24 protein-coding genes and 2 rRNA genes are annotated in these 25657 nt (G+C 38.1%); 11 read left to right on the top strand and 15 right to left on the bottom strand.

Annotated elements, in window-relative coordinates; translation table 11 throughout:
• The first annotated feature begins 213 nt into the window (after nucleotides 1–213).
• Nucleotides 214–900 carry a Crp/Fnr family transcriptional regulator gene (locus tag AC1DCY_RS10340; RefSeq protein WP_477349802.1) on the top strand — a complete coding sequence of 229 codons (687 nt, stop codon included), beginning with the start codon at nucleotides 214–216 and terminating at the stop codon, nucleotides 898–900.
• A 468-nt stretch (nucleotides 901–1368) separates the two neighbouring features.
• Complete coding sequence (locus AC1DCY_RS10345; protein ID WP_477349804.1) at nucleotides 1369–1515, top strand: hypothetical protein; 147 nt, start codon at nucleotides 1369–1371, stop codon at nucleotides 1513–1515.
• An 84-nt stretch (nucleotides 1516–1599) separates the two neighbouring features.
• On the opposite strand, the gene AC1DCY_RS10350 is transcribed toward AC1DCY_RS10345, so the two are convergent.
• Complete coding sequence (locus AC1DCY_RS10350; protein WP_477349806.1) at nucleotides 1600–1908, bottom strand: metal-sulfur cluster assembly factor; 309 nt, start codon at nucleotides 1906–1908, stop codon at nucleotides 1600–1602.
• Nucleotides 1909–1961: 53 nt separating this feature from the next.
• The gene (locus AC1DCY_RS10355) at nucleotides 1962–2726 is read right to left on the bottom strand and encodes a prolyl oligopeptidase family serine peptidase (RefSeq protein WP_477349808.1); all 765 of its coding nucleotides are present in this window, start codon (nucleotides 2724–2726) and stop codon (nucleotides 1962–1964) included.
• A 121-nt stretch (nucleotides 2727–2847) separates the two neighbouring features.
• Between AC1DCY_RS10355 and AC1DCY_RS10360 the strand changes: the two genes are divergently transcribed.
• The 3 genes from AC1DCY_RS10360 to AC1DCY_RS10370 all read left to right on the top strand — a co-directional run bounded on the left by AC1DCY_RS10360 (nucleotide 2848) and on the right by AC1DCY_RS10370 (nucleotide 5120).
• Complete coding sequence (locus AC1DCY_RS10360) at nucleotides 2848–3657, top strand: Cof-type HAD-IIB family hydrolase (RefSeq protein ID WP_477349810.1); 810 nt, start codon at nucleotides 2848–2850, stop codon at nucleotides 3655–3657.
• Nucleotides 3658–3757: 100 nt separating this feature from the next.
• Nucleotides 3758–4108, top strand: a complete 351-nt coding sequence (locus tag AC1DCY_RS10365; protein WP_477349812.1) for a hypothetical protein — start codon at nucleotides 3758–3760, stop codon at nucleotides 4106–4108.
• Nucleotides 4109–4262: 154 nt separating this feature from the next.
• On the top strand, nucleotides 4263–5120 hold the full coding sequence (locus tag AC1DCY_RS10370; RefSeq protein WP_477349814.1) for a DegV family protein: 858 nt from the start codon (nucleotides 4263–4265) through the stop codon (nucleotides 5118–5120).
• A 98-nt stretch (nucleotides 5121–5218) separates the two neighbouring features.
• Here the strand turns inward: AC1DCY_RS10370 and AC1DCY_RS10375 are convergent, their stop codons facing one another.
• From AC1DCY_RS10375 to AC1DCY_RS10415, 9 genes are all read right to left on the bottom strand, one after another.
• The gene (locus tag AC1DCY_RS10375; RefSeq protein WP_477349815.1) at nucleotides 5219–6685 is read right to left on the bottom strand and encodes an alpha-amylase family glycosyl hydrolase; all 1467 of its coding nucleotides are present in this window, start codon (nucleotides 6683–6685) and stop codon (nucleotides 5219–5221) included.
• A 311-nt stretch (nucleotides 6686–6996) separates the two neighbouring features.
• Entirely contained in the window at nucleotides 6997–7365 is a 369-nt protein-coding gene (locus AC1DCY_RS10380) for a YisL family protein (protein ID WP_477349816.1), read from the bottom strand.
• A 237-nt stretch (nucleotides 7366–7602) separates the two neighbouring features.
• The gene (locus tag AC1DCY_RS10385; protein ID WP_477349818.1) at nucleotides 7603–8505 is read right to left on the bottom strand and encodes a fumarylacetoacetate hydrolase family protein; all 903 of its coding nucleotides are present in this window, start codon (nucleotides 8503–8505) and stop codon (nucleotides 7603–7605) included.
• Nucleotides 8506–8588: 83 nt separating this feature from the next.
• Entirely contained in the window at nucleotides 8589–8861 is a 273-nt protein-coding gene (locus tag AC1DCY_RS10390; RefSeq protein WP_477349819.1) for a hypothetical protein, read from the bottom strand.
• Between the two features lie 193 nt (nucleotides 8862–9054).
• Complete coding sequence (locus AC1DCY_RS10395) at nucleotides 9055–10221, bottom strand: DUF418 domain-containing protein (RefSeq protein ID WP_477349820.1); 1167 nt, start codon at nucleotides 10219–10221, stop codon at nucleotides 9055–9057.
• Between the two features lie 99 nt (nucleotides 10222–10320).
• Nucleotides 10321–14037 carry a helicase-exonuclease AddAB subunit AddA gene (gene addA, locus AC1DCY_RS10400; protein ID WP_477349821.1) on the bottom strand — a complete coding sequence of 1239 codons (3717 nt, stop codon included), beginning with the start codon at nucleotides 14035–14037 and terminating at the stop codon, nucleotides 10321–10323.
• 1 nt (nucleotide 14038) lies between these two features.
• Complete coding sequence (gene addB, locus AC1DCY_RS10405; RefSeq protein WP_477349822.1) at nucleotides 14039–17548, bottom strand: helicase-exonuclease AddAB subunit AddB; 3510 nt, start codon at nucleotides 17546–17548, stop codon at nucleotides 14039–14041.
• Between the two features lie 471 nt (nucleotides 17549–18019).
• Nucleotides 18020–18649 carry a TVP38/TMEM64 family protein gene (locus AC1DCY_RS10410; protein WP_477349824.1) on the bottom strand — a complete coding sequence of 210 codons (630 nt, stop codon included), beginning with the start codon at nucleotides 18647–18649 and terminating at the stop codon, nucleotides 18020–18022.
• An 11-nt stretch (nucleotides 18650–18660) separates the two neighbouring features.
• Nucleotides 18661–19212, bottom strand: a complete 552-nt coding sequence (locus AC1DCY_RS10415; protein ID WP_477349826.1) for a helix-turn-helix domain-containing protein — start codon at nucleotides 19210–19212, stop codon at nucleotides 18661–18663.
• 123 nt (nucleotides 19213–19335) lie between these two features.
• On the opposite strand from AC1DCY_RS10415, the gene AC1DCY_RS10420 reads away from it, so the two are divergent.
• Together AC1DCY_RS10420 and AC1DCY_RS10425 are read left to right on the top strand one after the other, a co-directional pair.
• Nucleotides 19336–20067 carry an AzlC family ABC transporter permease gene (locus AC1DCY_RS10420; RefSeq protein WP_477349828.1) on the top strand — a complete coding sequence of 244 codons (732 nt, stop codon included), beginning with the start codon at nucleotides 19336–19338 and terminating at the stop codon, nucleotides 20065–20067.
• Nucleotides 20064–20390: an AzlD domain-containing protein gene (locus tag AC1DCY_RS10425; RefSeq protein WP_477349830.1), complete on the top strand. Its 327-nt coding sequence runs from the start codon at nucleotides 20064–20066 to the stop codon at nucleotides 20388–20390. Before AC1DCY_RS10420 ends, AC1DCY_RS10425 begins: the two co-directional genes overlap by 4 nt.
• A gap of 52 nt (nucleotides 20391–20442) precedes the next feature.
• On the opposite strand, the gene AC1DCY_RS10430 is transcribed toward AC1DCY_RS10425, so the two are convergent.
• Nucleotides 20443–20673: a DUF2198 family protein gene (locus AC1DCY_RS10430; protein WP_477349832.1), complete on the bottom strand. Its 231-nt coding sequence runs from the start codon at nucleotides 20671–20673 to the stop codon at nucleotides 20443–20445.
• Complete coding sequence (locus AC1DCY_RS10435; protein WP_477349834.1) at nucleotides 20673–21854, bottom strand: PDZ domain-containing protein; 1182 nt, start codon at nucleotides 21852–21854, stop codon at nucleotides 20673–20675. Before AC1DCY_RS10435 ends, AC1DCY_RS10430 begins: the two co-directional genes overlap by 1 nt.
• 248 nt (nucleotides 21855–22102) lie before the next feature.
• Here AC1DCY_RS10435 and AC1DCY_RS10440 point away from each other — a divergent pair, with 248 nt between their 5' ends.
• From AC1DCY_RS10440 to AC1DCY_RS10455, 4 genes are all read left to right on the top strand, one after another.
• The gene (locus tag AC1DCY_RS10440) at nucleotides 22103–22843 is read left to right on the top strand and encodes a hypothetical protein (RefSeq protein ID WP_477349836.1); all 741 of its coding nucleotides are present in this window, start codon (nucleotides 22103–22105) and stop codon (nucleotides 22841–22843) included.
• An 87-nt stretch (nucleotides 22844–22930) separates the two neighbouring features.
• The gene (locus tag AC1DCY_RS10445) at nucleotides 22931–23650 is read left to right on the top strand and encodes a GNAT family N-acetyltransferase (RefSeq protein WP_477349838.1); all 720 of its coding nucleotides are present in this window, start codon (nucleotides 22931–22933) and stop codon (nucleotides 23648–23650) included.
• A 199-nt stretch (nucleotides 23651–23849) separates the two neighbouring features.
• Complete coding sequence (locus AC1DCY_RS10450) at nucleotides 23850–24209, top strand: hypothetical protein (protein ID WP_477349840.1); 360 nt, start codon at nucleotides 23850–23852, stop codon at nucleotides 24207–24209.
• A gap of 249 nt (nucleotides 24210–24458) precedes the next feature.
• Nucleotides 24459–25007 carry a GNAT family N-acetyltransferase gene (locus tag AC1DCY_RS10455; RefSeq protein WP_477349842.1) on the top strand — a complete coding sequence of 183 codons (549 nt, stop codon included), beginning with the start codon at nucleotides 24459–24461 and terminating at the stop codon, nucleotides 25005–25007.
• A gap of 381 nt (nucleotides 25008–25388) precedes the next feature.
• On the opposite strand, the gene rrf is transcribed toward AC1DCY_RS10455, so the two are convergent.
• Nucleotides 25389–25504 (bottom strand): 5S ribosomal RNA (rrf, locus tag AC1DCY_RS10460).
• A gap of 62 nt (nucleotides 25505–25566) precedes the next feature.
• Nucleotides 25567–25657 (bottom strand): 23S ribosomal RNA (locus AC1DCY_RS10465); the annotation flags it as partial.

Raw genomic sequence — 25657 nt, forward strand, 5'->3', positions numbered from 1 at the left:
AAAATGTTTGACCTTTTTTGACTAACTTTATTTTACAACACACGACAAACCTTCGCAAAGAATTAGCCCTAAAATTTCTCCCCTTACAACTGGAAAATTACGTTATAATAAAAGTATGTTGCTTAGATTTAGTATGTAAATTGTTCACCATCCTTTTGTAATAATTATTTAATTTTTACAAAAAGAAAGCGATGTGTTGGAGATATGGTTATTATGGATAGAATACAAGAAAAATTTCACGATCTTTTTCAAAAGCACGGTGTTTTTATTAAAGTGAATAAGTATAGTAAAATTTTTTTAGAGGGCGAACGTGCGAAAGAAATTTATTATATAAAAACAGGAGCTATCTCGATTAGTCAGGAAACAGAGAATGGAAAGGAATTAACCATTCGTATTTGTGGTCCAGATAGTATTATTGGTGAAGGCTCATTATTTTGTAACCTTACGTACAATTCTATGACTGCTAAAGTTTTAGAACCTTCTAGTTTATATGTACTAAGCCGTGATTCATTGGAACTTTTACTAGTGGAACAGCCTAATTTAATGGTTGAGTATATGAAGTGGTTGCAAACAGAAAATTTAAAGCATCAAAGTCGTTTGCGCGATTTAGTTTTAAACGGTAAAAAAGGCGCTTTATTTTCAACGCTCATCCGTCTTTCCAATACTTATGGTAAACCTTTAGAAAATGACACTATTTATATTGACCTCCCATTAACAAATACAGAAATCGCTAATTTATGTGCGACGAGTCGCGAGATGATTAATCGCATGCTGAATGACTTAAAGAAGCACAATATCATATCGTTCGAAAAAGGTTATATTACCATTCACGATCTACAATTTTTAAAGGATGAAATCGCCTGTGAGAATTGTCCGTTACAAATATGTCGTATCGATTAATTCGTTACACGCAAAATCCCCGCTTATGAGTTGTAAGCGGGGATTTCATATAATGATCAAGGAAATCATTGTGAATATTTTAATCTTTAAATGAGGGGGATTTCCGTTCCAGGCTACTCGCTTTCCTGTGGGCGAGCGTCGAGCCGCTTCCTCCGCTACGCTCCGTGCAGGGTCTCGCCTGTCTCGCTTTCCCACGGGAGTCGAGTAGCCTTCCACTCCAATCAGCGATAACGTAGAACTTTTATAAATTTTATATTATTTCAAAAGTGAACGCTATGGCTACTCACCATAATCAAACAGAAGAAATTTATAACAGTAATGCTATTGTACACCTAATCTTGCTGACGCTTCACTTTCGCACAAAACACTTCTTGCTGAAATTCCGTTTTATCGCTATAAATTAAAGTAACATGCCAGAAGATACATACTAAGAGAAGTGGTTGATTGGAGTGGAGGCTGGGCGACTCCTTGGGGATCAGCGTCACAGATGAGACCCTGGAGCGAGCATCGCGAGTGAAGCGGCTCATCGGACGCCCCCAGGAAAGCGCCCAGCCGGAACGGAAATCAACCCCTTATTTTGCAGAAGACCATACTTTATTTTATATGACCTCTTAATTCATTGACAAGATAGTTTTTTGACAGTAAAAAACCCCCGCTTACTGTTGTAAGCGGGGATTTTTTATTGTGCTTTAAGTGGACTTAGCGTACACCTAATGCCATTTTTGCATAGCGTGACATTTTATCTTTTGACCAAGGTGGATTCCATACAATGTTGACATTTGTACTTTTTACCTCCGGCAGCTCACTTAATGCCGTATTCACTTGATCAACAATAACAGGTCCCATTGGGCAACCCATAGACGTTAACGTCATTGTAACGGTTGCTACACCTTCTTCATCTAACTCTACATCATATACTAAACCTAAGTTGACGATATCAATACCAAGCTCAGGGTCAATTACATTTTCTAATGCACCTAACATGCTGTCTTTCATATCTTGATCCATCTGTATTTCTCCTTCCATCACAGTGTTAACTTAATCATAGCAGATGCATCTTATTATGCCAAATGCTGTGCAAGCCATTCAGTGGCTGCTAACATACCGTCTCGTGACACAGCATGGCCCGCTCTTTTATTAGCTAAGAATTTTAAGTTTTCTGTATTTGTTTCATAATATTTTTGTAAAGTTAAATAGAAATTATACGTATCATTGAAAGGTACAGTTTTGTCTAGCTCTCCGTGCCAAAATAACACAGGTCGTCCTGCGAATTTTTCTGGTGTTAGACTGATATCATATTTAGCAAGAAGCTCATTCGTTTGTTGTACTTCTTCTTCGGACATTGGCCAATCCACACCGCTTTTAGTGAATTGCTGTAATTGATACTCCGCTAATTTAAGAAACCCTGGTGCACCCATGCATACTGCTGCTGTTTTGATCCAATCATATTGCTTTAAACAGCCTGATGTTACTATTCCACCCATCGATGTACCAGCAATTCCAATTTTATCATTCACTAATAATTTTTTATTCTTTAATTCATTATATAATTGTTCAACTTCATGAATAGAATTTAAAACAATATCCCAAAAATGTAAGCTCATTTTCATCTCAGATAGGCCTTCACTACGGTCGCCATGTAATTTTGCATCTGGCAATAGGACACGCACCCCGCTGCCTACTAGCTGGTATGCATAATGTAAGTTATGTTCTTTTGCACTCATAAAGCCGTGTAAAAAAATCACTACTGGGGTTGTTTCATTCATATCTTCTGTATGTATATGTAATAAAGGAATATTTCCCCATAATTCTTTTTCAACAATCATCTTTGTCACTCCCAATTTTTGTCTCATCTTTATGTTAGCAAACTTTTCTCGATGTGACAAAATTTTGACGAATGGTTTACAAAGAGATACTATTCAAATTATAGGAAAGGGGCAATGAGCTATGAAACCGCATTTAATCGTTTTAGACTTAGATGGTACGTTATTAACGGACCAACAACAAATTTCAGCCAAAACTAAAAAAACATTATTGCAGGCAAAGGAACAAGGCCATCAAGTTATGATTGCTACAGGTCGTCCTTATCGTGCGAGTGATATATATTATCACGAGCTTGGCCTTACAACGCCCATCGTGAATTTTAATGGTGCTTATGTCCACCATCCAAAAAATGCTGCTTGGCAGACTATGCATACTCCTATTGATTTAGGCATAGTGCATAATGTCGTCGAGTCCATTAATAGCTATGAATACGAAAATATTATTGCGGAAGTTAAGGACGATATTTACGTGCATACAGAGGATGAACGTATATTAAATATTTTTAACATGGGGAATCCAAAAATTACTCTTGGAGATCTCTATACCCATTTACTTGATAACCCAACTAGTTTACTGATTCAAGCTAATGAAGTAAATTCCATGATTATTCGTGATCATTTACAGGCAGTTCATGCTGAGGTCATTGAGCATCGCCGCTGGGGAGCACCACTTCACATTATAGAGATTGTTCGCCGCGGCTTAAATAAAGCAGTGGGAATCGCTCATGTAGCAAAAGATTTAGGTATCCCACGCGAACGTATTATTGCATTCGGTGATGAAGATAACGATTTAGAAATGATTGATTACGCCGGCATAGGTGTAGCAATGGGCAATGGCATTTCTTCTTTAAAAAATATTGCCAATGAAATTACCACAACCAATAATGACGATGGCATCGCTAAAATACTCATCGATCGCTTGAAATTATCCTAGTTAAGTAGTGATACCCCATTTCCTGGATCATCACCGAAATTGTGGATGACACCTATTGAAACTTATACCAAGTTGATTGGAGTGGAGACTGGGCGACTCCTTGGGGATTAGCAATAGAGGAACGAAGGCTAAAACCATCACATCCTGTGATAACGCCTTCGTGACCACCATCGTGGTGGCCCGAGACCCTGGAGCGAGCAGCGCGAGTGAAGCGGCTCATCGGACGCCCCCAGGAAGCTCTGCTCTGCTCTGCGCGAAAGCGAAGCGGCAGCAACAAATGTTTTCTGTAGCGAAAGCAAAGCGACAGCTACAAAGCGCCCAGTCGGAACGGAAATCAACCACACGTTATGGTAATGAGTCATTTTTTCATTTTAACTTTATTCAGGAGTACTCTTTATTCGATGGGTACTTATTGAATAAAGTTAAAAATCCTGGGTTGCAATTATACTGAAACTCGATATGATAATATATCTATATAACATTTCATTAGAAATAGTTTAGAGAAACATAGAGTGGAAAGTGAAAGCTCGACACTTGTTCACCTGTTATGTAGTATAGGTATTTGAAAACTTCTCATATAGAATATTAAATTAGGGGGACAAATGATGAAAATTTTTACTGATAGTGGATGTGATTTACCAAAGTCTTACTATGAAGAAAACAATGTTGAACTTCTTCCACTACGAGTGCAATTGAACAATAATGAATATGATGATGTCATTTCAATTGATTCCAAAGAAATTTACGATGCTATTCGTCAAGGTGCTCGCCCAAAAACATCCCAAGTATCACCAGAGCTTTTTCTCAAGCATTTCGAAAATCTAGCAAAAAATGATGAGGAAGGAATCTATATTGCCTTTTCATCAGAATTATCAGGCACCTATAATACAGCTGTCATGATTCGCAATCAAGTACAGGAGCAATATCCTTCCCTTAAATTAGCTATCATCGATTCTAAATGTGCTTCGCTAGGTTTTGGCCTAGTAGTAGAAGAAGCCGTTCGACTCCGAAATACAGGTGCTTCATTGGAGGAACTCGAAGCAAAAATTACAGCCCTTACCCCTCAAATGGAACACTTATTTACGGTTGAAGATTTAGATTACCTCGCTAAAGGTGGACGTGTATCAAAGGCAAGTGCATTTCTTGGAGGGCTCCTAAGCATTAAACCTATTTTAAATGTAGAGGACGGTAAGCTTATACCGATTGAAAAATCTCGCGGACGCAAAAAAGCCATCGCTCGCATGTTAGATTTAATGCAAGAACGTGGCGATGATTTTTCTGAGAAAATTATTGGTATTAGCCATAGTGATGATGTGGACTTTGCCAACGAAGTAAAAACTTATATCCAAGAAAGATTTTCACCAAAAGCCATTCAAGTAACTATGATTGGTTCAGCTATCGGTTCACACGTAGGACCAGGTACAATTGCCATCTTCTTTACGAATAAAAGCTATCAAGCTTAACAAAAACCCCCTCCGCACTTAAAAAGTGTTGAAGGGGGTTATCATTTTATCTTGTCTTAACTACCTATAAAATCAATGAGGGATAAAGCTGCTCTTTATTATTGAGCATCTTGCTCCTTACGTCGTACTTTACCTCGTTTAATAATAACAACTACAAATCCTATGAATATAACCCATACTAATCCTAGTGCTACCATATAAGGTACATTTAATCCTTCATCATTTCTAACTTGATAAATCTCTACCATTTCACGATTTAAAATAACCGGATACACGTCTTTTTCATTAATACGAACTTTTTCCTCATGTAAAATACCATTTAGCATTTTACCTTCTCCAAGCTGAGCAGGTGTTAAATCAACGCGTTGTGTTTTACTAGTGTTGTTAACCATGATGACCCATTTCTCTTTATCAGATGTTCGTGTAAATACAAGTAGGCCATTTTCATTTGTAATAACTTCAAAATCACCGTTGCGTAATGTCTCAGATTTATTACGTAAAGATTGAACATTTTTAATATATTCGATTAACTCATCATCTGTTTTAAAGTTGAAAATTTGGTGCGTATCTGGCTTTGTTTCCCCGTTCATCGCAATTTCTGTACCATATTGCACAACTGGAACCCCTGGCATCATAAATAAAGCACCCATAGCCATTTTCAAACGCGTTGGTGGGAACATATTTTCAGCTGCAGAATCAAATGTAAAACGATGTGTTTCTAGGGAATCTACCATAATTTGAGTTGGCTTTTCACCTGTAAAAGGTTCCATCAACTTAGAAGAATCCATATCAACATTTTTAAATATATTACGGTAAATATCAGCCGTAGCCGGTGAAATGCTTGCATCAAAGTTTGCATCACTTTCTTCATTAGAAATCACATACAGCGATTTTTTCGAATCTTTTAATGCCTTAATCATTTCATTGATAAATCCTTTATCGACACCAGCAATATTTGTTAAACGGATCCCACCAACATCATATGTAGAAACAAAATCTGTTGCTGATTTAATAAGCGCTTCTTGTACATCTTTGTTTGTTAAGTCCCACTGTACTTGTCCATTATTTGTTGAAGCAATCCAGTCCTTTTTCGCTGGATCCTTTGCCCACTCATGATTTGGACTTACATTGTTTAGTGGGAAATCAACCATGATCGATACATTTTTAGCTTTATAGGCCTCAATGACGCTATGAAACTCCTCAGCTGTACCAAAATGACGCTCAATTGTAGAGTAGCTCGTCGGCATCGATCCATCATATTTCTCAGTGGCAAAAATCGGACCAATGGAAGCTATTGTAAAGCCCATCTCTCCGATAAATTTTAGTTTATCCTGTAGACCTGCAAAATCGCCTCCTGCAAACTTAGTAGGGTCTTGCGTATTTGTATCAAAATCGTTAGTGCCCGAACTATTAAAGAAACGGTCAACGAGTAAATCATAGATGCTTTCTTCTGCAATCGTTCTTGTCGTTGCTTCATCAGCATGTGCAACTGGTGTAGCACTCACTAATGTAGTTGCTAGTAAAAGCGATGCAGCTGTCGCACTTATCCACTTCTTGAATTTCACTTTTATTCCCTCTCTTTCAAACCAATCCATCGTCATTTTACCAAATAAAATAGTCACGTCGCTATCATTTCAAAATATTTTCCGAAAATGCAAAATTAATTACGGCAAAAAGGTGTCAACTTCTCCTATAAATTCATTTAGGGGCTTGGTCGGGGGAGCCGAGCGATTTTTTGAGCTACCTGAGTAGTTCTCTAGCATACCTGATCACTTCTACGGCTTACCCGATCACTTTTTCAAGCTACCTGAGCGATTTAAACTTCCCCCCAAAAATAAAAGCCGTGAAGCGAAATCTTCACGACTTTTCAAAATAATTATGCCAAGAAATTTATTCCCATTGGCAATTTGAAGCCTAAAAATAATGTAATGAATAAGAATACTGCAAATAAAATCCAAAACAGTCCTGTTGGTTTATTTTTCTTTTGACGAACTAATACCATTTCCATCATACCAATAACTAATATACCGCCTAGGAATTTAAAGCCGTAGAGCATACCCATATTAAAATCCATGCCTTTAATGAATAGTGCCCCACCCGTAATGATAATTAAAATGTAGAATAAACGTAATGTCATATGTAAGCCTTTTGACTGCTTGCCCATTAATGCCGCAATTAAAAAGATTACGATTGCAACTACCCAAGTAGTAATATGCAAATGCGTTTGGCTAGTTAAGAAATCCATTATTGTCCCCACCTCATATTCTTTTTTCTATCAAACTCTATCCTACCATGTGATGGAAAGGGTTTCAAACATTACAATAGTGTTCATGTAATATACATTAATTATGCCTCGGCATAATTGTTGCTGTCGCTTCGCTTTCGCGCAGAAAACATTTGCCGCTGACGCTTCACTTTTGCGTAGAAACCCGCTGAAAGAAGTTAAAAATCCGCGGAGGTAAACTCACGCGGATTTGAAAAATTATTCAAAATGATTTGCTAAAGTACCGATGCCTTGGATAGATACTTTCACAGTATCCCCAGCTTTTAAGAATTGTGGCGGATTCATGCCTTTGCCAACACCCGCTGGAGTACCCGTTAGAATAACATCGCCTGGCTCTAATGTTACATGCTGAGATAAAATCGATACTAATGATTCTACAGTGAACATCATATCTTTTGTTGAGCCGTTTTGACGCACTTCGTCGTTCACTTTTGTTACCACTGTTAATTCTTGTGGATTCGGAATTTCATCTTTTGTTACAAGGTAAGGTCCAAGTGGACAAGTTCCTTCTAAGCTTTTTCCTAAGAAGAATTGCTTATGCTTTTCTTGTAAATCACGAGCTGTTATATCATTGGCAATTGTGTAGCCAAATACATAATCGTATGCTAAGTTTTTCGGAATATTTTTACCACGTTTACCAATGACAACTGCTAATTCGCCTTCATAATCCATTTTCGATGAAAGATCAGCATGGATAGAAATTGTTTGGCCATCAGCTGCAATAGCAGTCGGAGACTTTGTAAATACCATTAAGTCTGTTGGAGCTGCCTCTGCACCCATTTCTTTAGCATGTTCATCATAGTTTTTCCCAATACACATAATGTTTTTTGGTGTGCGTGGAATCGGTGATAACCACTCAATCACTGTAAATTCACGTTTGAAGCTCTCTGCACGGTCTGATTTCTCAGCGGCTTCTACTAATTTACGAATCTGTTCAACAAAATCAAAGCCTAGAGCAATGCCATCTACAATTGAACTTGAAAAAGAAGGGAGAACTTGAAGTTCATTTTGAATAGCGAGTACATCCCATACCGCTTCTTCTTTTTTTACTTTTGGTCCAAAGCTTACATGTCCACCTAATTTAAATGATAAAATTTTCATGATTTTCAGAGCTCCTTCTTTTTTCTACATGATACAACAATATTATAGGAATTGCCTTACTTTTGCGACAACTATTTTTATTCCTAATATTTAGCAGGCTCTTCACCATAACGTGGAGTTGATTTCCGTTCCGACTGGGCGCTTTGTAGCTGTCGCTTTGCTTTCGCTACAGAAAACATTTGTTGCTGCCGCTTCGCTTTCGCACAGATAAAACATTTGCCGCTGACGCTTCGCTTTCGCGCAGAGCTTCCTGGGGGCGTCCGATGAGCCGCTTGGGCCAACAGGATGTTGGTCACGAAGGCGTTATCACAGGATGTGATGGTTTTAGCCTTCGTTCCTCTATTGCTGATCCCCAAGGAGTCGCCCAGTCTCCACTACAATCAACTTATTTACGTAACATCCAAAATCACTTTTGCTAATGAGCCAAATCGCAATTAATTATTCTTATTATACAAGACGCATTCATTCACTTTATGTTGCCGTCACATTAAAAATGAAGGCTATTTTCACCGCAGATTGCTCGCTTTTCACAAGAGAATCAAGCACTAATTACCCTGCTTTAATTTTCGCTTTATATGTTAATTTGCGCCATAAAGCCTCTAATGGACCTTGTTGCCATTTCGCTAGCCAAATTTCTGCCACAATCATTTGGACAATTATAATACTGACTGCTATTAACACACCTGTTGCGACGCTCACTTTTCCATACCAGCCAAATCCAAATTGATAAAACAAACATGTTCCAATGATCGATTGAAGTATGTACATCGTTAATGACATGCGCCCCATTTTTGCAAAAGGACTAAGCAGCTTTGATACAAATGGAAGTAAACAAAGTAAAACAATGAGCCCCGTATAGCCAACTGCTAAAATTGGACCACCTATGTATGCTTTCAAGTAGTCTAATAAATACGTACGTGTAAACATGATTGGTAAGCTCTTAATAAAAATACCAACTGCTAATCCAGCTATTGCTAATGCCAGCCAAAGCCATTTTAGCTCCCTTGCTCGTTCCACTAAACGCCATTTAGAAGCTGCGGCACCAATTAACATAAATGGTAAAATTGTAAATAACGCCACAAACCACATGCCGATCCCCGCCTGAACAGATAAATCGGTTAAACGTTGCATAAATGCATCCATCCAACTGCCCGTTCCGTAAGCACTTATCGCCTGCTCTACCGAAGTAATATCTAAATACTCATCAATTTTCGTATTAAAATTAATATATCCTACAACAAATAACATAAAAGCTTGCATAACGCCGTTAATCATAATACCGATTGACAATAACCAAATAGGATGTAGACGTAGTAAAAGTAATAAAAAAATGCCGCAAAATGCATACATCATCAAAATGTCGCCCCACCAAATAAGCACAGCATGTATCAAACCAAATACAAATATTACAGAAAGTCTTCGCAGTCCTAACTCATAAAAATTTTGTTCACGACTCTGTGCTTTCTGCCATTGCATAGCGAGTCCATAGCCAAATAACATGGCAAACAGTGGATAAAAGCTACTTTGTACATAAATATCTAAATTTTGCTGCCACACCATATCTGACGGTGTTGTAAACCATGATGCCAAATCAATATATGGCATTGGCAAATAAAAGGCAAACATATTAACGAGTAAAATGCCTAGTAAGCTAATACCACGTAAAATATCTAATGTTGCGATGCGTTCCTGCAACATTGTCGGTTTTAACTCCACAAAATAGCCTCCTCTATGTATATGGTGAAAACAGGGCTCTCTAAATTCATTCCCTTATTATGAAACTATATCAGAAAGCCCTGTTTACACCGCGTTCACTTATGCTTGTAAAGCCCGTTCAATATCGAATAAATATAGAACCTTATCACTTACTTTAATTTGAAGGATAGATTCAATCGCCTCACTATAAACTCTCAGCTGAACACCATATCGATCTAAGAGTTCCTTCGTTAGCGCTGGTTCCTCAGCAAAATGTGATTGAATACGATCTGTCTTATAATCAAGCAAAATCCATTCACCATTCTCATCCTCAAATAAGCAATCAATAATCCCTTGGACAATTTGAGCGTCGCCATCTTCATCTACTCTACTAATCGTAAATGGTAGCTCTCTCCGGATTGTTTTTGCTTTTTTAAAGCGTTGTCCAATATCTGTTGTAAAGAAATTATATATTTTTTTCCATGGAACAACCTTGCCCTCCGCCTCGGTCAGAAGCTGCCTTGTCACTAAATGAGCGACAAACTCCTTAACCTCCTGTACATCCGTAAAGCCGTTTTGAGGTACATGCTGCATGACTGTATGGACAGCTGTTCCTATTTCTGCACCTGTCATCTGTTTGTCCTGTAAAAAGGTTGGACGGGGCGCAATAGTTGTCGTTTTTTGCTTAGAAGGTACTGAAAAGTAATATTCAGGCTCCTCCTGTCGCTGTAGATTTTCTAAACGCTTAATTTCACTTACAGATGTTTTGGAGCGTTTTTGTGTTGATTTTTGATATGCATACTGTGCTTGAAAGCGCATCGCAATTTCCGACAGCAAAGCTTCTTCCTCTGGCGTTTCTAACAATGGCTGTATGTCATCCTCTAACACCTGTATGTCATACGCATAATGGCTTGTTTCAACAGCACGTACCCACCAATGCGATACATCTTCAGGTGCCTTATAAGTGGAAGAAGCAAGTGTTGCAAAATCTGCGTGTCTAGCAACTGCAGGTCCAAGCCAATCAAAATAGCTATTAGCTCTCGCGCGTAAATATTCCTGTAGTGGGGCATCCACCGGCAAGCTTTGAGCATCCTGCCAGTTATCGAGCGTTTTACTCCAATTTTTCACGGAGCCTACTAAAATAAGTCGCTCCTTCGCCCGTGTCATCGCTACGTATAATACACGCATTTCCTCCGCCCGCATTTCAAGCTCCTTTTTCTCCTTCAGAGCTAAAAATGGTAGAGATGTATACGTAATACGATTTTCTGGATCAATTGCCTTCACGGCAAGGCCAAAATCTTGATCGAATAAATATGGATTGTGGAAATCCATTTTATTAAACGGTCTCCCCATCCCTGCAACAAAGACAACAGGGTATTCCAAACCTTTTGAAGTGTGGATCGTTACAAGACGCACAACATCATCCTTTTCTCCAATCGATTTAGCTGTTCCTAAATCATCCCCACGCGTACGCATACGATCAATAAAACGTAAAAAGCGAAATAGTCCTCGAAAGGCTGTTTTCTCATACATTAAAGCACGATCATGTAAAATGCGTAAGTTGGCCTGACGCTGCTTACCATTCGGCATCGCCCCAACCATCTCATAATAATGCGTGTCTAAATAAACTTTCCAAATTAAATCTGACAGTGAACCACGTCGTGCTAAATCTCGCCAGTTTTCAAATGCTAGCATAAATCGTTGAAGCTTCACAAAAGTGTCTGATTGCACACCATGCCCGTCACTACGAATAAATTGCCTTAATGCATCATAAAATGGCGCTTTTTTATCTGCTAACCGTATTTTTGCTAACTCATTTTCTGTTAAGCCAACAAATGGTGCGCGTAGTACTGAAGCTAAAGGAATATCCTGATATGGATTATCGACAACCTTTAGTACATTCAGCATAATCATGACTTCAAGCGCATCAAAATACCCTTTAGAGGACTCCGCATATAGAGGGATTCCCGCAAGCTTAAATTCCTCAACTAAATCAGTTGACCATGTCATTGAACGCATTAAAATCACAATATCACTATATTTTAACGGACGTTCTGTCTTCGTTTTTGTATCGAATACGGTTGTCCCATCCTCCATCATCTGCCGAATACGCTCAATGATAAAACGTGCCTCATACTGTGATTTTTTTAATTCCTCTAGTTCAGAGGCGTCACTTGTAATGTCTTCCGCCTCTTCGTCCAACGCCTCTTCTTCAGGAGGATGCATGATGACTAACTCTACCGGAACTTCTTTATCATCATACGGTGCTGTTGGCTTTAATGAAGCATTTTCATCATAAAGAATTTCTCCTACACGCTCACCCATAATTTGTGCGAATACATAGTTTGTAGCGTTCAACACTTCTTTTCGACTACGGAAATTAGCGTTTAAATCTATACGCATTCCCGTTAAATCTGGGACCTCTAGAAACTCACTATACTTGCGCATAAAAAGCTTCGGTTCTGCTAAACGGAAACGGTAGATGCTTTGTTTTACATCCCCAACCATAAATAGATTTCCATCTTGCTCACTACCTGTTTTCACAAGCTGCAATATTGTTTCTTGAAGCATATTTGTATCTTGGTATTCATCAACAAGTACTTCTTTAAACCGTTGTTTCAAGTCTAGTGCAACAGGTGAAGACTGTAATTCACCTTCAACTTCTACAGTTAAAATTTGCAATGCGAAATGCTCTAAATCCGAGAAATCAATAATTCCTCGTTCTAATTTTGCCATGCGGAACTGTTCACTAAAAACATTTGTTAATTCGACTAATGTTCCGATTGTCGGCCCCATTAATCGTATTTCTTCAAGCAAGCGTGCAGGAGTACGAACGAAATAAGTCTCTTTCAGTTTGTTCACAATTTTTTTAGCTGCCTCACGTTTTTTCTTGGCAAGCTCCTGTAGCTCCACATCCACTAAAGCATCCTTTGATACACGCTTTAAAGTTGACCATTTCACCGTACCAAAATAATCAAAAAGTTCCTGCCACGTTCCTTCACGGCTAATGCGAATGCCTTCCTGAATCATAGCAAAATCCATTTCTGCGGTTTCAGCGTATGGTGCAGGTCCCTCGGGCTGTAGCGTAATGGCACGCATTTCAGAAATTAAGACGAATGCCTCATCAAGACTATGCTTGACTGTTAACTTCACATATTTCGACAGCTCTAAATCATCAATGGTTATGTCCGCTGCTAAGTCATATGTCTCTGGTAGACTACGAAGCCATTTTTGAGGCTCTGCATGAACACGAGACGTATCATAAAGCTTGCTTATTAATGTTTCGATAGCCTGATCATCTCGATCCGACGTAAAGCTATCAACAAGACGGTAGATTGCTTGAACCTGAGCCTCATCCTCAGAATCGTAAGCATCTTCTAATACTTCTGCTAATATATCGTCCCTTAATAACGCAACCTCCGCCTCATTCGCTATACGAAAGCCTGGGTCAATATCTAACATATAGGCATACTGTTTAACAATGGCTAAACAGAAGGAATGCAGCGTTGAAATTTGTGCTTTATTGACAAGGCTTAGCTGGCGTCGCAAATGGTTGGAAGTTGGATTTTCTGCAATAGCCTTTTCAAGTGCCTCCGCCATACGGTGACGCATCTCAGCAGCGGATGCATTTGTAAATGTTACGACAAGTAACTCGTCCACATTGATGGGATCCTCTGTCGCAACTACCTTTTCAATCATACGATTAATAAGTACTGCCGTTTTACCAGAGCCTGCCGCAGCCGATACAAGTGTATCCTGACCGCTTGCATAGATGGCCTTCCATTGGTCGTCAGTCCACGTTACTTCCGCTGGCTTTTCGGGTATTTTTTGTACCAACTTACTTCATCTCCTTCCGAATTTTCTCAACGATATCATTCGGTTTTGCTTGCTGTAACTGACGATAGCTTTGCTTGCCATCAGATGGGTCAAATTGGCAAACAGCTGTAAATTGACAGTAGTCGCATGCTGTTTTTGTTTTAAGTTTATAAGGACTAATGGAGGTATCTCCTGCTAAAATTCCATCACCAGCCTCTTGATGCTTGCGTCGTACAAAATGCTGTAGATTTTTCATATCTTTAACAGGTACAATACGCGACTGAGATTCTGACGGTGTCCCATCTTTTTTCATATAGACAGGAATGATTTTTGAATGCCCACTTGATTCCTCTAATTGCTCGTCCATCGATAAAATGGACTCCGCATTTTCTGACAAAAGACCTTTCATTTTGTATTGTTTTAAACGGTCTTCTTCAATTTCACTATCGCTTAAATCCTTATCAAGCTTTAGCATTGGATTGTGGACATGTACATAAAGAACCCCAGCTGGCTCCGCCTCACCTGGCAGCCAATAAGACGAATTTTCCATCGCCACATCTAAATACGTTAGTACCTGTAGAGACAATCCGTGATAAACCTCATTCAAATCTAAATCACGAGCGGATGATTTATAATCGACGATTCGTAAATAAGAGCGGTCATCAATAGACGCACTATCCACCCTATCAATACGGCCTCGCATAAACATTTTCTTACCACCTGTTAAATCAATTTCAAGCGGAGGAAGCTGTTCATTTTGTCCCGGTCCAAATGATGCCTCAATGGCAATTGGCTTAAAGTGGGATACATTCGCATGCTGCGTAAGTGCCGTCATTGTTCGCTCGACAATACGAATAAGCTTGCGTTGAATGTAACGATAACGTGCGCTTGATAGTAAGATTTGATGAGAAAACACAGGTACAATTTGCTCTACAGCTTGGCGTGCTAATTGTTTAATTTGCTGCTTTGTTAAACGTATCCATGATAGTTGCAGACGGTGTGTCTCTTCCGTAATCCATTTCAATGCCTCATGGAATAAATCGCCCATTGCAAATGTTTCTAGTCTGTACTCTGCCCGCTCTTCTAGATGAAGTCCATACGTTGTAAAATGAGAAAATGGGCAACGGAAATATTTTTCAATACGAGACACACTAGATGTTAGTTTTTGACCATATAATTCCTGAGTGATGTAGTTTTCTAATGGCTCTGCTTCATTTTTATGAGTGATTGGATGTAAAACTCGATCATAAACAAGTGCCCAATAAGGGTCCTGTTGATAATATTTTTGTAAAGCAAGCCACTCTGGCGCCAGCTCTCGGCTATGTTCAGCTTGGCGTTTTTGCACCATTAAATGTGCTAAAGCTGTACGCGGATGGCGTAAATACGGTAATGCACTTTCATCCAGTAGTTCAATTGGATCAATCACAACACGCTCGACCTCAACACCGCTCAACAGGCCAGCTGTTTTATCATTGCCGATAATTTTCTTTATATAGAGTGAAGACAGTAGCGCCTTGCCCTCTTCATCTGCCGTTGGATAGGACATATATAATTTATCGGATGGCGTCGTTAAAGCTCGATATAGCAAGAAATTCTCCTGCAGTAAACGATTTTTAGATGTCGGCGCTAGCTCATAACCAATTTGACCAAACCATTCACGTTCGGTATCTGACAGCAATCCCTCATAATCTATACGAGTTGGATAGACTCCATCATTCATTCCTAAAACAAAAGCGACTTTTATATTCGATAAACGAGCTAAATCAACTGTCGCTACCATGACCTCATCTAATGTAGGTGGGATACGTGAAAATTCTAATGTATCAAAGCCCTCATCTAAAATTTTCGCCGCTTCCTCCACGGACATCTCCTGCTCACCAAACATATAAACAAACTGATCGAGCACCGCAATCCATTCTTTCCACGCTTGATCATGCTCACTTGCAGCTAATGCATCGCCTCGATCAAGTTCACGGTCTTTCATTGCTTGAAGCTTTTCATAAACATTTAAACTTTCAATCAACTCAAATAAAGCTGTCGCTACATCTCGTCCTGTTGTCGCCACTTCTAGCTTGTCCTGTAATATTTTAAGCGGCTGACGAACTTCATCGCGAATGGCCTCGATTTCTGCCTGCATAGCACGTTCTTCGTCCGTTTGTACGCGTGAATGGAATTCAAGTCCACGATACTTTTTGAAAAACCATCGAGCTTCCTCAAACCAGCGCTCACCAAAGACACCCTGTGCTAAACAGTAGTTTTCTAAACGATCCGCACGTTCTCGCCAAACATTTAATTCAGCATGTAACGGGAAAAATAAATCAGTTTTCACACTACGAAAAACCGGTTCATATTTCCAATTAGAAGTAATAACTTTTAAAGCAGAGCGACTAAGTTCAATTAAAGGGTGATGCAGCATCGTCTTTTTCGAATTAGTAAAAATAGGAATTTCATATTGTTGGAAAATTGTTGTAATGAGCGGGTCATAGACTTCTGCTTGTCTATAAAGAAGTACTATATCTTGATAACGATACCCCTTCTCTCTTGTCAGCTTTGTTATTTCCCGGGCAATGGCATGTATCTCCGCACGTCGATTAGATGCTTCAAGTACCATTACATCACCTGATGTTTCTTTCGTTGGAGGCACCATATCAGCAAATCTAGCTTCCATATGTTGTAAATCACCAGATTGAAAACGATACGTATTGTAGAAGTGCAGTGGTGCTTCAACTTCAATGCCTTCTTCATTTGCAATGTCGTGCAAACGTTGGTTAGTAGATGCGGCTTCATAGAATAAAGATTGCTCATCATAAACTTCTTCAATATGGTCGAAGGGAAGAACTACGGTTACCTGTTTCGTCACCTTTAATAACTCTTTTACAAGTTCAAATTCTCTTACTGTAAATGCTGTAAAACCATCTATATAAATCGACGCCTGCTTCATCGTCTCGGAGTATTTTAGTTGCTCGGTTAAAATCGGATAATACCCCTCACTATCGACATACGTCGTGCCAAGTCGTTCCTCCAAAGCTTGCAAAACTACTTGTAAATCATTCGTCTTCGCTTGCAATGTATTAGGCGCATCAATGGCCTGCAAAGACGCTGACACTTCAGCTAGCACCGAACTATTTACACTATAACGACTAAACTCTCGTAATAGCGTTTCAATTTCCTCCGTAAAGCCCCGTTTCCCTGCTGCTTGTCGAAATAATGAAAACTCACTTTTTTGTTCCTCTAAAAGTTTGCGAATAAGCATTCGATAGCCATAGCCATTTACTTCTTTTCGAGCAATACCACCCGTTTCCTGTAATACTAGCCATGCTAATCGTTTAAATGTCATGACCTGCGCACGGATTAAGCCTTGCAAGCCATGCTTATTCGTAAGCTCATACTCCGTTGAATAAGACATCTGGTCAGGTACAATCACAAAAATTGGATGACCTAACGGCTCTGATTTTAGTTGCTCGACAATCTCTTGATGAATAAACGTTGATTTACCCGTCCCTGAACGTCCTGATACAATACGCAATGTCATGTACTTTTCTCCTCCTGTTAATAATCTATTTAAAAAAATGTTAGTCGTAAATATACGGGCTTTGCTGGCCTACCTGAGCAGTTTTCACTTCGACCCGATCACTTTGCGACTTCACCTGAGCAGTTTCCTCATTGACCCGATCACTTTGCCAGTCTACCTGAGCTGTTTTCTCTTTGAACCGATCACTTTGACGGTCTACCAGAGCTGTTTTCGCTTCGACCCGATCACTTCACCCATCTACCTGAGCAGTTTTCTCTGATCACTTTACCAGTCCATTTCATATGAGCAGTTTTGCATGGACCCGATCACTTTGATAGTACCCCCGAACTTTTTGCTTCTCTAACTGTGCATTTTTATATTTTATCTAAGCGCTACTCCATATTACTCGAGCACTGCCTACGTATTTGTAAGATAAAAAACCCCTTCTCTCATTTTACATGATAAAAGGGGGAAGATGTGCATATTCAACTTTCAACGTTGGTGATTTTTCGTCAATTTTCGCGCTTGTTTTAAATCTCTCTCTACACGCGCGTTTAATCGTTTCTCTATAAGCTTCCCAACCCACCAAAGCACGACAATCGCAACAGCCGCAATTATCAGTCTTACAGGGCTTGTTAGGAGCGACTTTAAATCGTAACCAAGCACGCTCATTCCTAAAATCATAACGAACTTTCCAGCCAATAACACCACAAAATAAAACTTTTTATGAATATGAGATAGCCCCGCTACAATGTTTACAATGATTGAGGGTGTAAAAGGAAAACAAAGTAACACGAACAGAGGACTAATACCATTCATATCTACCCATTTAATTAGCTTCTCCACTTTTTTACTGCCTGTTACAAATCGAAGCTTTGGATGCTTGCCAAAATGTCGGACAAGCAAAAATACTGCATATGATCCCGCTACAGATCCTATCCATGATAATAAAAAACCTAACCATAAACCAAATGCGCTCGCATTGGCGACAACGAACACGACTAAAGGTAAAAACGGAAAAAACGCCTCTATAAACGTTAAAAATAAACCAATGACTGGGCCAAGCGTTCTATATTGTGCCGCAATCTGCTCAATATTATCTACAGTAAACCATTCACTCAAAATCGACACCTCTATTTATATTGCAATATTAAATGTAAAATCGTTAACTTTTCCGAAGTATTTTTATACTCATGTGGCTGATGCCCTGAGAATACTAGTGTATCCCCTTCTTCTAGTAATTCATGCATCTCCCCAGCAGAAATGATGGCTTGTCCTTGAATAACAGTTACCGTCTCTTCTACCCCTTCTGTGTGGGCTTCACTCCTGCTAGAGGCACCAGGCTCCATCTCAACCTTATAAAGTTCCCAGCCACGTTCTGGATTATAAGGAATAATGGAATATACACGATATCGTCCCTCATCTTCATCTACATGTGGCGCATCCTTACTACTATATTTCATGAAATGAGCTGTAGGTGGTTGTAATAACGAAGAAAATGAAGTGCGCATTCCCGCAGCAATTTTCCAAATCGTTGATACTGTAGGATTTGCCTCCCCTTTTTCAATTTGAGCAAGTTGCGCTTTACTTACCCCTGTAGCTTTGGCAACATCGTCTAAGCTTAAATGACGTTGTTGCCGGATCTTCTTTAATTGAAATGCCAAATTTCGACTCATTTGCTCCATTTTTATTCACCAATTTCTATTGTTTATTTTATAAGACATATGTATACTTTAATAAACACACGAACTATCAGACTATTCCATTATTAGTATACATGGAAATTTTTAAGAAAGGACGATCTATTTATGACAAGTACAACAGATTTTCAAAATGAAACAGCAAACGCGCCAGACGATAGCTTTTTACAAGGCGTTAAAGATAGTGTCCCTACTTTACTCGGTTATATTAGCATAGGACTCGCTTTCGGTGTTGTAGGTTCCGCTTCTGGGTTATCTGTACTCGAAATTGCCCTATTAACTATACTCATCTATGCAGGCTCCGCACAATTTATCTTTTGTGCACTTCTTTTAACAAATAGTCCTGCTTCTGCTATTATTGTAACCATTTTTGTTGTAAATCTACGCCATTTATTAATGAGTTTAACATTAGCTCCTCATTTCACACGCTATTCCATGCTAAGAAATGTTGGTTTCGGCACATTATTGACGGACGAAACATTTGGTGTTGCTGTTACAAAGCAAATGCAAACAGGTAAGTTACATGGAAAATGGATGGATGGGCTGAATATAACTGCTTACCTATTTTGGATTCTTTCTTGTGTAACCGGTGCCTATTTAGGACAATGGGTAGCAACTCCTGAAAAATGGGGCTTAGATTTCGCATTGATTGGTATGTTTGTGGCACTTCTTGTTCTCCAGCTTAGCAGTGTAGGTAAAAGTAAAATAATGCATTATCTTATGTTAATCGGCTATATGGTTGTCATTATGTATGGTCTTTCTTATATTGTGCCTTCACATGTGGCTGTTCTTCTTTCAACAGTTATTGTAGCAACTATAGGGGTGGTGACAGATAAATGACGACAACTGCTACTATGGTATGGCTTATCATTGGCTGTGCACTTGTAACATGGCTACCGCGTATTATCCCTTTTATGTTCGTCCGAAATGTGAAGCTACCAGAGGTTGTATTAAAATGGCTAAGCTTTATCCCAGTTTGTATTTTGAGTGCTCTTGTAATTGAAAACTTATTGGATACAGAAAGCGGAAAAATTGTTACATTCGATTGGCCAGTATTTATTACTTTTGTGCCAACGCTTATTATTGCACTTATTACCAAAAGTTTATCTATTACAGTTGTAGCAGGGGTTATCATTATGGCAGCCGTAAGATTTTTCATGTAAAAAGGTCAGTCTTAAAAGTGAGAAAGCTATCACTTTTGACTGACCCTTTATATTAATTTTTGTTTTTTTTCATTTTACTTGCTAGCCAAAAACCTACTGTTAACGAAAATGCATCGATTACAAATATAATAGGTGGCGAAGTATGACCTGCATAAACAGATGCCGCAATAAGCGCAATTGCCAATATTAAAGCAACATACCGATTAAACGTAATTCTAGTAAACAATAATACGAGTAATGCTGGTAAAAACAACGCTAACATCACTTTCCCAAAAACATCCATCATATATCCCTCTGCTCAGCTAGTAGTAATCCAATACGGTAATGATCATTGCTATAAATAACATGCTGTGTTAAGCGTATTTCATTGTTACGATCTACTACTTCTAGACGACAATGTGCAGCATTTAATTGCAACGCCTCATATAAATCATTTTCAGTAAAAATGGCCTGACCGTTTACTTTACGAATACATTCCCCTGCCAGTAAACCCATTTTTTCAGCTGGCGAATCAGGTAAGACTGCCGCAATAATAGCGCCCTTTGAACTTGGTGCAACCGCATAAATGTCCGTTTTATCTTGCAGCGTATAGAAAATTGAAATAACGATACGAATCACAACACCAATTGCCAACGTAATAAAGCCGATGAGTGGCTCCAAGGCTGCAGCGAGTCCACCTATTAAAATTATCTGTCCTAGTATTAGCACTGCTCGGCCAATTTTAGGCAATTGCAAAGCTGGTAATTCTTTTCTAGCAAGCTTTGAAAAACCTATTACAAGTGGAAATAGTACGAGTGAAAAGGTACTCTCTCCTAATGTAAATTGCGGCCAATATGGGAAATCTACCGGAATAATATCACCAGGTATTACAAAGAAAATTGGCAATACCCATACATTTCTTGATCGATAGACAATTGCCTGCATACCTCGCTTCGTCTTTTCAACTCGCGGTGTCGTTACCTTCATTGCTGCTCGACGAATTAACATACCCTCAGCAATCACACTTAGACCTGCTAAAATCGTAATCGTTATAATGGAACCATCTAATAAATTTACACTTTCTAAAGAGATTTTCCACCAAGAAAATGTCCAATTATAATGGTACATCAACCACATTGCTAGCGTCGCAAGCCCCATCGTATAGATAGGTGAAAGTGCATTAATGAAGAACAATAATAGTGCTACCGCAGAAATAGCGATTAAAATCATTAAAAAAGCTTTAGGTACTGATAAACCTAAACCAACACTTATAAGTGAAATGAGGAGGGCATTTAGCCAACCATATTTCCATTGACCAATTAGCTCTGTCCAACCCCAAATAATACGTCTATTAAAAAATTTCCGCTCCTGCTTTACACGACTATAACCTAATAAAACCGCAAATAAAATTGCGATATACATTAATGGGTTGATTAAAAAGCGGCCAATCGCTGTTACAATTTCTATTAAAATATCACTAACCATACGAACACCCGCCGTTTCTTTCTTGAATACTATGGTTTTATTGTATCAAACGACTACACTCTTGCGTAGTACAATCTAGTAGAAAGCTTTCTATTCTTATTTTTTTATCGTATTCAGCAGATATCACAGATTTTAATTTTTAACATTGCAGGTGTGTCGGTTACCATTTTTATTAGTTAATCTGAATATTCGCTCGTTTCTTGCAACTTAAATTTGTGATAAGTGTCTAATAATTAGGAGGTGTTATGTTGAAAGTTTTTAGAAATATGATATTTATTTCTGTATTTGCTTTGTTGATATCTTCTTGCAGTAACTTCACTTTTCTTAAAGGGTGTCCTGATGCAGAAATTGACTGGGTGGATTTGCTGATGATTAATGATATAAAGTACGAGCATCATTTTCTAGAGCCAGCAAATGAAGATCTACCCATAACGATTGAAAAAGGTAAAGAACTTAGTAAAGTGACATATAGGATGGCTGACAGTGCATGTAGTAATCACAAGATGCAAAATGGTGATGCGGCATTTTTAAAAGAAGGAACAATTATTTCTGAAATAAAAGGATATCCAACTTCCTTGATTATTGCTGCAAATGATGCTGTTTATGTAGCCAGAACAAATGAAAAGGCAAAAACGGCAGGAGAACTTTACCCTATGGATAAGTTGGTGAAGAATATCCATTTTGAAAGCACTGAAGATGGAAAGAGAATTCACACATTCTCACAGTCTTCTAAGGATACATTCCTAGCCGCGTTTTATGAATTAAAATTAGAAGATGTACAGTCATTAACAGGTAAGCTAGAAGGTACACAACTATTTTTGGAGATTGAACTTAATAATGGTGTTTCATTTAGGCAGCTTTATTGGAGCGATTCAAATACATTCCATTTTGGAGCAATTGGAAACGATAAGAAAAAAAATAATATCAGTAATTGGAGAAGTAGCTATTTTTCATATTGTGCAATCAAGGACGTTTCTACAACAAGTTGAGATGCTTTTTACTAGCGGGTCCGGATAGAGGAAGAAGGAAATTGATGAAATGTGGAGAATTTTGTAAATATAAAGAGGTGAAAATTCGTGGATAATCTGCTTCAACATTTACAAAGGGTTGGCGTAAATTACCTAAAAAGTGATAGTGTAATTATTTTAGAAATTTTTGAGAATAAACTTCATCTTGCTTCTGAAATAGATATGCTTATAAATGAACTTTTAGATAGATTACAAAGTAGTAAACTGAAAAAAGTTAGGTTTGAGTGTCCTAAAATTCTTTTAGCTAGCTTAAATTGTATAAGGAATAGAATGGAAATAATTGGTGAAAGGGTTGTATATAAGAGATCTTTAATGACACCATTAAATGTTTCAATATCAGATTATGAAGTATGGTCATTTTCTGAGAATAACTCTATCTTATTTTTATCTGAAGTGATGGGTACAAGTTTTGTTGCTGCAGAGAAGTTTTTAACTGGCATGAGGGCCGAACTCCCGTCACAAGTAAAAGAGATGTTTACAGTATATAAAGTTAACAATGAACCTGTTGGTGTAGTTTTTCCTCATATAGAACCAAATACAGATAATGAAGGACGCATTTTTTGGATAGGCATGCATCCAAATTTTCTGGGGACAGGATTGGGAAAGAACTTACATTCAATAGGATTATACAGATTGAAAAATGAATTTAAAGCTCTGTCTTATTTAGGGATGACTCAAGTTGACAATATTCCAATGAGAAATATAATGGCTTCAAACGGATGCATTCAAAATAAAAATACAGTAATTTCTTTACAATATTCTATTTAGGAATGAGTTTAATCGTTTAGTAAAAGTATGGATATTCGTGTATTACTTGTTACGATGATTGCTTTTTTATATTCAGGGGCTTTACTTAAATACCATTGAGCTGCATAGACAGCTTCTTTTTCTTATTGTACTAACAGAGCAGAATAGTTTAACAATTTATGTGGATTTTTATGGTAAATTATATAGTGAGGTGGGGGATTTGTTCAAAGAAGAAAGAAAATTTATAAATAGTTTATCTAAAAGAACTAAATTTGTATCTTTAGGCTTAATCATAATTCTTTTGAGTATTTTTATTGTGGATTTTTCCTTCAAATTTTTCTTGATATGTTATTTGCTTGGAGTATTTTTAATCTTTATCAGTGATCTCATTGGTATAGAGAAGTTTAATAAAAACGCAATAGGAGAGATAACTTCAAGTTTTGGATTTGTATTGATTATGTTAGGGATATTTGCACCCCTGGGAATTAATCCTAACTTTCATTATGGCACGATAATAGGGCCTTTTTTTATATTAATTGGAACAACACTAAAATGGCTAGCGAAGAAAAAAGATTCTTAAACTCTCATGAAAGAACTTAATCTTCTTTCATATTCTGTGGTGTGGCACTGGTTTTGAGCTACTTGGATGGCTAACGGAGTGCTTTACTTGAAGATCATTGAGTTGCATAGGCAGCTCTTTATTTCTTATTGAACTAATCTAGTAGTTTAGTTCAATAAGAAGGAGAAAAAAGTAATGTAAGTGAGAATTTCTAGAATAGAAAATGTTATAAGATTACTAAAACCAATATTTATAGAGGGAGACTGTATGATGAGTAAATTTCCAATAATAGAAACAGAAAGGTTAATTTTAAAAGAAGTGACACCAGAGGATGCTAACGATATGTATAAATACCTATCAGATAAAGACGTTGTTAAATATATGGGGTTAGAGCCATACGAATCCCCAAATGACGTCTTGAGCGAAATAAGTTGGTATAAATCTATATTGGAAGAAGGTACAGGTATAAGGTGGGGGATTACACTGAAAAGTATTGATGTTGTTATAGGTAGTTGTGGCTTTCTTAACATGCACCCTAAACATTATCGAGCTGAAATCGGGTTTGAATTAAATAAAGAATATTGGGGACAAGGCATAGCTGGTGAAGCTTTAGAAGCTGTTATTAAATATGGCTATGAACACTTAGAAATGGAACGAATTGAGGCTCTAATTGATCCTGCGAATTTATCATCACAAAAATTAGTAGAAAATCAGGGGTTTAAAAGAGAAGGTCTATTGAGGCATTATGAATATACTTGTGGAAAATTTGATGATTTATATATGTACGCAATCATTAAAGGAGACCTCAAACGAATTTAAAAAGGCAGAGTAGTACGCTTATGTCGCTAACGAGGGACTTAACTTATTTATAAAAACTGTTTACTAAATTACCGGAAAAGAAAGCTAATCTTTCTTTGTTCAATGTACCTTCTTTTCATTTACTATAAAAAAAATGACTTTTAGAATTACTTTTAATCAAATTTTATTCCAAACAAATCTTTAGGTCCTGTATCTTCGTCAGCCGGTGCTCAATATTTTGCTCCATCGTCTATTGCTTTTACGATAAGATTCCTCACTTCTCAACCTTCGGCTAGATAGTTGGCAGGAACCATAACCATTTTTATAGTATTATTTGGGTTAACTCGCTAAAAAATCACAAATAAAAAAGCCGAGAAATAAATTCTCGACCTAAATTATTTTGCCTAGCGACGTCCTACTCTCACAGGGGGAAGCCCCCAACTACCATCGGCGCTAAAGAGCTTAACTTCCGTGTTCGGTATGGGAACGGGTGTGACCTCTTTGCCATCATCACTAGACATATTGAAAGAATTATTCTTTCAAAACTGGATAAACGGTGCATTGAATGTTTCAAACTTTTTTGGTTAAGTCCTCGATCGATTAGTATTCGTCAGCTCCATGTGTCACCACACTTCCACCTCGAACCTATCTACCTCATCGTCTTTGAGGGA

This window comes from Lysinibacillus sp. 10T31 (assembly GCF_056394365.1).

Bases quoted from the DNA above. Each gene is read 5' to 3' on its own strand.
- AC1DCY_RS10370 (WP_477349814.1), top strand. From the start codon at position 4,263: ATGAAAATTTTTACTGATAGTGGATGTGATTTACCAAAGTCTTACTAT.
- AC1DCY_RS10360 (WP_477349810.1), top strand. From the start codon at position 2,848: ATGAAACCGCATTTAATCGTTTTAGACTTAGATGGTACGTTATTAACG.
- AC1DCY_RS10355 (WP_477349808.1), bottom strand. From the start codon at position 2,726: ATGATTGTTGAAAAAGAATTATGGGGAAATATTCCTTTATTACATATA.
- AC1DCY_RS10455 (WP_477349842.1), top strand. From the start codon at position 24,459: ATGAGTAAATTTCCAATAATAGAAACAGAAAGGTTAATTTTAAAAGAA.
- AC1DCY_RS10415 (WP_477349826.1), bottom strand. From the start codon at position 19,212: ATGGAGCAAATGAGTCGAAATTTGGCATTTCAATTAAAGAAGATCCGG.
- AC1DCY_RS10430 (WP_477349832.1), bottom strand. From the start codon at position 20,673: ATGGATGTTTTTGGGAAAGTGATGTTAGCGTTGTTTTTACCAGCATTA.
- AC1DCY_RS10425 (WP_477349830.1), top strand. From the start codon at position 20,064: ATGACGACAACTGCTACTATGGTATGGCTTATCATTGGCTGTGCACTT.
- AC1DCY_RS10350 (WP_477349806.1), bottom strand. From the start codon at position 1,908: ATGGATCAAGATATGAAAGACAGCATGTTAGGTGCATTAGAAAATGTA.
- AC1DCY_RS10420 (WP_477349828.1), top strand. From the start codon at position 19,336: ATGACAAGTACAACAGATTTTCAAAATGAAACAGCAAACGCGCCAGAC.
- AC1DCY_RS10380 (WP_477349816.1), bottom strand. From the start codon at position 7,365: ATGGATTTCTTAACTAGCCAAACGCATTTGCATATTACTACTTGGGTA.
- addB (WP_477349822.1), bottom strand. From the start codon at position 17,548: ATGACATTGCGTATTGTATCAGGACGTTCAGGGACGGGTAAATCAACG.
- AC1DCY_RS10340 (WP_477349802.1), top strand. From the start codon at position 214: ATGGATAGAATACAAGAAAAATTTCACGATCTTTTTCAAAAGCACGGT.
- AC1DCY_RS10435 (WP_477349834.1), bottom strand. From the start codon at position 21,854: ATGGTTAGTGATATTTTAATAGAAATTGTAACAGCGATTGGCCGCTTT.
- AC1DCY_RS10385 (WP_477349818.1), bottom strand. From the start codon at position 8,505: ATGAAAATTTTATCATTTAAATTAGGTGGACATGTAAGCTTTGGACCA.